Raw genomic sequence first — 6,623 nt, 5'->3', positions numbered from 1 at the left:
GTCGGCGCAGAAGCAGGTCAGGTCGACCAACAACGCCGCCGTCGGTCTGTCGATGGCCGGGTCGTCGGCGCTGATCCTCGCCGCCTACCACCCGAACCAGTTCACCTACGCCGGCTCGCTGTCCGCGCTCCTGGACCCGTCGCAGGGCATGGGCCCGTCGCTGATCGGCCTGGCCATGGGTGACGCCGGTGGTTACAAGGCAGCCGACATGTGGGGTCCCAAGGAGGACCCGGCCTGGGCCCGCAACGACCCGTCGCTTCAGGTCGGCAAGCTGGTCGCCAACAACACCCGCATCTGGGTGTACTGCGGTAACGGCAAGCCGTCGGACCTCGGTGGCGACAACCTGCCCGCCAAGTTCCTCGAGGGCTTCGTGCGGACTTCCAACCTGAAGTTCCAGGACGCGTACAAAGCCGCCGGCGGCAACAACGCGGTGTGGAACTTCGACGCCAACGGCACCCACGACTGGCCCTACTGGGGCGCGCAGCTGCAGGCGATGAAGCCTGACCTGCAGTCGGCGCTGGGCGCCACCCCGGGCGCCGGGCCGGCCACGGCCGCCGCGGCTGCCGGGAACGGCACGAACGGCCAGGGCACCTAAGCCCACGAACAACGCGACTAACGGCGGAAACCCTTCGGGGTTTCCGCCGTTAGTTGGTTTGGTGTGTGATTTGTTTCACTACCCCGTGGGCGGGGGAACTACGGCGCTGGCTAATGTGCTCGTCAGCGACTAGACGATGGAGGGTGACATGAGGGTCGTGCGGGGTGCGTCAGCGCTTCTTCGGGTGTTCTCCGTAGCCGCGCTGGCGATCGGGCTGATCGGTGTGACCGTGGCGGGCGGACCGGCCGGCAAGGCGAGGGCGGCCGGTTACGAGAGCCTGATGGTGCCGTCGGCGGCGATGGGCCGCGACATCCCGGTGGCCTTCCTGGCCGGCGGACCGCACGCGGTGTATCTGCTGGACGCGTTCAACGCGGCCCCCGACGTGAGCAACTGGGTCACCGCGGGCAACGCGATGAACACGCTTGGCGGCAAGGGCATCTCGGTGGTGGCGCCCGCGGGCGGGGCCTGGAGCATGTACACGAACTGGGAGCAGGACGGCAGCAAGCAGTGGGACACCTTCCTGTCCAGCGAGCTGCCCAACTGGCTGGCCGCCAACAAAGGCCTGGCGCCGGGCGGCCACGCGGCCGTCGGCGCCTCGCAGGGCGGCTACGGCGCGATGGCGCTCGCCGCCTTCCACCCCGACCGCTTCGGCTTCGCCGGTTCGCTGTCCGGGTTCCTGTACCCGTCGAGCACCAACTACAACGGCGCGATCCTGGCCGGCCTGCAACAGTTCGGCGGTGTGGACGGTAACGGGATGTGGGGGGCCCCGCAGCTGGGCCGGTGGAAGTGGCACGACCCATACGTCCACGCGTCGCTGCTGGCGCAGAACAACACCCGCGTGTGGGTCTACAGCCCGACGAACATGGGTGGCGACGACGCCGCCATGATCGGCCAGGCGGGGGCGGCCATGGGCAGCTCCCGCGAGTTCTACCAGCAGTACCGCAGCAACGGCGGGCACAACGGTCACTTCGACTTCCCGGGCGGCGGCGACAACGGCTGGGGCTCCTGGTCGGGGCAGCTGGGCGCGATGTCGGGCGACATCGTCGGCGCGATTCGCTAAGCGGGTCGGCGCCGGGAGACGCGGGTCGCCGCCCGGCTGAGGTGGTCCTGCGAGCCGGTACCGTGTAGGGGGTGCAGCAGGGGTCGGGAGGACCGCTTGGCTGCGATCCACCGACCTGCTAGCGGGAGACCATGGCCACCAACGCGCGGCGTAAGCGCCACCGAGCCCTCGCCTGGACCGCCGCCTTGGCGATGGCAGGGGTGGTGTTGTTGGTCATCGTGCTAGTGGTCGTCATGCTGCGAGGCCGCGAATCCCCGCCCAGCGCGGTGCCACCGGGCGTCTTGCCGTCGCCGTCCACGACCACCCACCCGCACAAACCCCGGCCCGCTTCGCAAGATGCGTCGTGCCCCGACGTCCAGCTGGTCAACGTCCCCGGCACCTGGGAGTCCGCGCCGCAGGACGATCCGCTCAACCCGATGCAATTCCCCAACGCGCTGCTGCACAGGGTGACCACGGCGATCACCCAGCAGTTCCCCGCGTCCCGGGTGCAGGAGTACACCACCCCTTACACCGCGCAGTTCCACAACCCGCTCAGCGGCGACACTCAGATGTCGTACAACGAAAGCCGCGCCGAGGGCACCCGCGCCACGGTCCAGGCGATGACGGACATGAACGCGAAGTGCCCGCTGACCAGTTACGTGCTGATGGGCTTCTCGCAGGGCGCGGTGATCGCCGGTGACATCGCCAGCGACATCGGCAACGGCCGCGGACCCGTCGACGACGACCTGGTGCTCGGCGTGACGTTGATCGCTGACGGTCGCCGCCAGCCCGGCGTGGGCAACGACATCGGGCCCAACCCGCCCGGGCAGGGCGCCGAGGTCACGCTGCACGAAGTGCCCGTGCTCTCCGGGCTGGGCTTGACGATGACCGGCGCGCGGCCCGGCGGGTTCGGCGCGCTCAACGACAAGACCAACGAAATCTGCGCTCCGGGTGACCTCATCTGCGCCGCGCCGGACGAGGCGTTCAGCGTGGCCAACCTGCCCAATACCCTTAACACCCTGGCCGGCGGTGCCGGGCAGCCCATCCACGCGTTGTACGCGACCACGCAGTTCTGGAACCTGGACGGGCAGCCGGCCACCGATTGGACGTTGAACTGGGTTCAAGGACTGATCGCCAACGCGCCGCACCCCAAACATGGATGACCCGGCCGCGGGACACAGCCATCAGGAGCCCGTTGCCGGTGCAGATCAGCGGTACCTTGTGATTTGGTGTGCTGCGGCCCGCCCCTTAACATTAAGAGGAATTTAAGAGCTATAACACTTTGTTGCGGACCCGATCCTGGTGGAAGCCGGCCTGGGATGAACAGGGGGCCGGCGCCCGCGGCGCCGCGCGAGGACTGGCCCGCGTAGAAATGGAAGCCGTCGGCCTGGCCGACCGAAGGACAGCTAGCCGGCGTACCGCCGGCCTGAAACAGGTGTGACAGGAGAGCGGAATGCCGTACCACAACCCGTTCATCGTGAATGGAAAGATCAGGTTCCCGGACAACACCAACCTGGTCAAGCACGTTGAGAAGTGGGCGAGGGTGCGCGGCGACAAGCTGGCCTACCGTTTCATCGACTACTCCACCGAGCGCGACGGGGTGTATCGCGACATCGTCTGGAGCGACTTCAGCGCCCGCAACCGGGCGGTGGGCGCCCGGCTGCAGCAGGTCACCCAGCCCGGTGACCGCATCGCCATCCTGTGCCCCCAGAACCTGGACTACCTCATCGCCTTCTTCGGCGCGCTGTACGCCGGCCGGATCGCGGTGCCGCTGTTCGACCCGGGCGAGCCGGGCCACGTGGGCCGGCTGCACGCCGTGCTCGACGACTGCACGCCGTCGACCATCCTGACCACCACCGAGGCCGCGGAAGGCGTCCGCAAATTCATCCGCGCACGCGCCGCCAAGGAACGGCCCCGCGTGATCGCCGTCGACGCGGTGCCCAACGAGGTCGCGTCCACCTGGGTCGAGCCCGAGGCCGACGAGAACACGATCGCCTACCTGCAGTACACCTCCGGCTCCACCCGTACCCCGACCGGCGTGCAGATCACGCACCTGAACCTGCCCACCAACGTGCTGCAGGTGCTCAACGGCCTCGAAGGCAAGGAAGGGGACCGCGGCCTGTCCTGGCTGCCCTTCTTCCACGACATGGGCCTGATCACTGCGCTGCTGTCGCCGGTGCTCGGTTACAACTTCACGTTCATGACCCCGGCCGCGTTCGTGCGCCGGCCCGGCCGGTGGATCCGGGAGATGGCCCGCAAGCCCGAAGACGCCCCGGACAGCGAGGTCATCACCGTCGCGCCGAACTTCGCGTTCGAGCACGCCGCGGTGCGCGGCGTGCCCAAGGACGGCGAGCCGCCTCTGGACCTGAGCAACGTCAAGGCGATCCTCAACGGCAGCGAGCCGGTGTCCCCGGCGTCGATGCGCAAGTTCTACGACGCGTTCAAGCCTTATGGCCTGCGCGAGACCGCGATCAAGCCTTCCTACGGTCTGGCCGAGGCCACGCTGTTCGTGTCCACCACGCCCATGGACGAGGCGCCCACGGTCATCCACGTCGACCGCGACGAGCTGAACAAGCAGCGCTTCGTCGAGGTGGCCGCCGATTCGCCCAAGGCCGTCGCACAGGTTTCCGCCGGCATCATCGGCGTCGACGAGTGGGCCGTCATCGTCGATCCCGACACCGCCAGTGAGCTGCCCGACGGGCAGATCGGCGAGATCTGGTTGCACGGTAACAACATGGGCACCGGCTACTGGGGCAGGGAAGACGAGACCACCGAGACCTTCCGCAACATCCTCAAGTCGCGCATCAGCCAGTCGCACGCCGAGGGCGCCCCGGACGACGGCATGTGGGTGCGCACCGGCGATTACGGCACCTACCACAAGGGCCACCTCTATATCGCGGGCCGGATCAAGGACCTCGTCATCATCGACGGCCGCAACCACTACCCGCAGGACCTCGAGTACTCGGCCCAGGAGGCCAGCCGCGCCCTGCGCACCGGCTACGTGGCCGCGTTCTCCGTGCCGGCCAACCAGCTGCCGCAGGTGGTGTTCGACAACCCGCACACCGGGCTCAAGCACGACCCCGACGACAGCTCCGAGCAGCTGGTGATCGTGGCCGAGCGCGCCCCCGGCACTCACAAGCTGGACTACCAGCCGATCGCGGACGAAATCCGGGCGGCCATCGCCGTCCGCCACGGGGTCACCATCCGCGACCTGCTGCTGGTGCAGGCGGGAACGATCCCGCGTACCTCGAGCGGCAAGATCGGGCGCCGCGCGTGCCGCGCCGCCTACCTCGACGGCAGCCTGCGTAGCGGCGTCGGATCGCCGACGGCCTTCGCCGGGGCTAACGACTGAATTCAGGAACCATGGCTGACACAGACGAACCTCAGGAGAACTCGCCCGCCAAGAAGACCGAGCTCACAGTCCCCGAGATGCGCGCGTGGCTGCGCAACTGGGTGGGCCGGGCCGTCGGCAAGTCGCCGGACGACATCGACGAGTCGGTGCCCATGGTCGAGCTCGGCCTGTCGTCGCGCGACGCCGTAGCGATGGCCGCCGACATCGAGGACATGACCGGTGTCACCCTGTCGGTCGCGGTGGCCTTCCAGCACCCGACCATCGAGTCGCTGGCCACCCGGATCATCGAGGGCGAGCCGGAGCTCGACACCTCGGGTGACGACGTTTCCGACTGGACGCGCAACGGCCCGGCCGAGCGCGTCGACATCGCGATCGTGGGCCTGTCGACACGGCTGCCGGGGGACATGAACAGCCCCGACGAGACGTGGCAGGCGCTCATGGAGGGCCGCGACGCCATCACCGACCTGCCGGAGGGCCGCTGGGCGGAGTTCCTCGAAGAGCCGCGGCTCGCCGAGCGGATGGCCAAGGCCCGCACCCGTGGCGGCTACCTGAAGGACATCAAGGGCTTCGACTCCGAGTTCTTCGCGGTGGCCAAGACCGAAGCCGACAACATCGACCCGCAGCAGCGGATGGCGCTGGAGCTGACCTGGGAAGCGCTCGAACACGCCCGCATCCCGGCGTCGAGCCTGCGCGGCGGGTCCGTCGGCGTGTACGTCGGTGTCTCCAACAACGACTACAGCTTCCTGGCGGTGTCCGACCCGACCGTCGCGCACCCCTACGCCATCACCGGCACCGCGACGTCGATCATCGCCAACCGGGTCTCCTACTTTTACGACTTCCGCGGTCCGTCCGTGGCCGTCGACACCGCCTGCTCGAGCTCGCTGGTGGCCGCCCACCAAGCGGTCCAGGCGCTGCGCAACGGCGAGTGCGACGTGGCCGTCGCCGGCGGCGTCAACGCGCTGATCACGCCGGTGGTCACCCTCGGCTTCGACGAGATCGGCCAGGTCCTTTCGCCCGACGGCCGGATCAAGTCGTTCTCCTCCGACGCCGACGGCTACACCCGGTCCGAGGGCGGCGGCATGCTGGTGCTCAAGCGCGTCGACGACGCCCGCCGCGACGGCGACCAGATCCTCGCCGTGATCGCGGGCAGCGCGGTCAACCACGACGGCCGGTCCAACGGCCTGATCGCCCCCAACCAGGACGCGCAGGCCGACGTGCTGCGCCGGGCCTACAAGGACGCCGGCATCGATCCCCGCAACGTCGACTACATCGAGGCGCACGGCACCGGCACCGTCCTCGGCGACCCGATCGAGGCCGAGGCGCTGGGCCGCGTCGTCGGCCGGGGCCGCCCCGCCGATCGCCCGGCGCTGCTGGGCGCGGTGAAAACCAATGTGGGCCACCTGGAGTCGGCGGCCGGCGCGGCCAGCATGGCAAAGGTGGTGCTGGCGCTGCAGCACGACAAGCTGCCGCCGTCGATCAACTTCGCCGGCCCCAGCCCCTACATCGACTTCGACGCGATGCGCCTGAAGGTGGTCGACCAGCCCACCGACTGGCCGCGCTACGGCGGCTACGCCCTGGCCGGGGTGTCCAGCTTCGGCTTCGGTGGCGCCAACGCCCACTTGGTGGTGCGCGAGGTC

Annotated in this window: 5 protein-coding genes; all 5 read left to right on the top strand. The window is 69.1% G+C overall.

Translation table 11 applies throughout. The features are described from left to right. The coding region (locus A9X05_RS01865; RefSeq protein WP_197498871.1) for an alpha/beta hydrolase-fold protein at positions 1-595 on the top strand (595 nt) is incomplete at its 5' end. 157 nt (positions 596-752) lie between these two features. Next, positions 753-1,655, top strand: coding sequence for an esterase family protein (locus A9X05_RS01860; RefSeq protein WP_067760282.1), 903 nt, complete (start codon positions 753-755; stop codon positions 1,653-1,655). Positions 1,656-1,786: 131 nt separating this feature from the next. Next, the gene (locus tag A9X05_RS01855) at positions 1,787-2,797 is read left to right on the top strand and encodes a cutinase family protein (RefSeq protein WP_067760231.1); all 1,011 of its coding nucleotides are present in this window, start codon (positions 1,787-1,789) and stop codon (positions 2,795-2,797) included. Positions 2,798-3,087: 290 nt separating this feature from the next. After that, positions 3,088-4,986: a long-chain-fatty-acid--AMP ligase FadD32 gene (gene fadD32, locus A9X05_RS01850; protein ID WP_067760229.1), complete on the top strand. Its 1,899-nt coding sequence runs from the start codon at positions 3,088-3,090 to the stop codon at positions 4,984-4,986. Positions 4,987-4,997: 11 nt separating this feature from the next. Further along, the coding region (locus A9X05_RS01845) for a type I polyketide synthase (RefSeq protein WP_231978223.1) at positions 4,998-6,623 on the top strand (1,626 nt) is incomplete at its 3' end.

Source organism: Mycobacterium sp. E3298 (assembly GCF_001666895.1).
Lineage (GTDB): Bacteria > Actinomycetota > Actinomycetes > Mycobacteriales > Mycobacteriaceae > Mycobacterium.
This window is presented reverse-complemented; position numbering and strand designations above follow the sequence as displayed.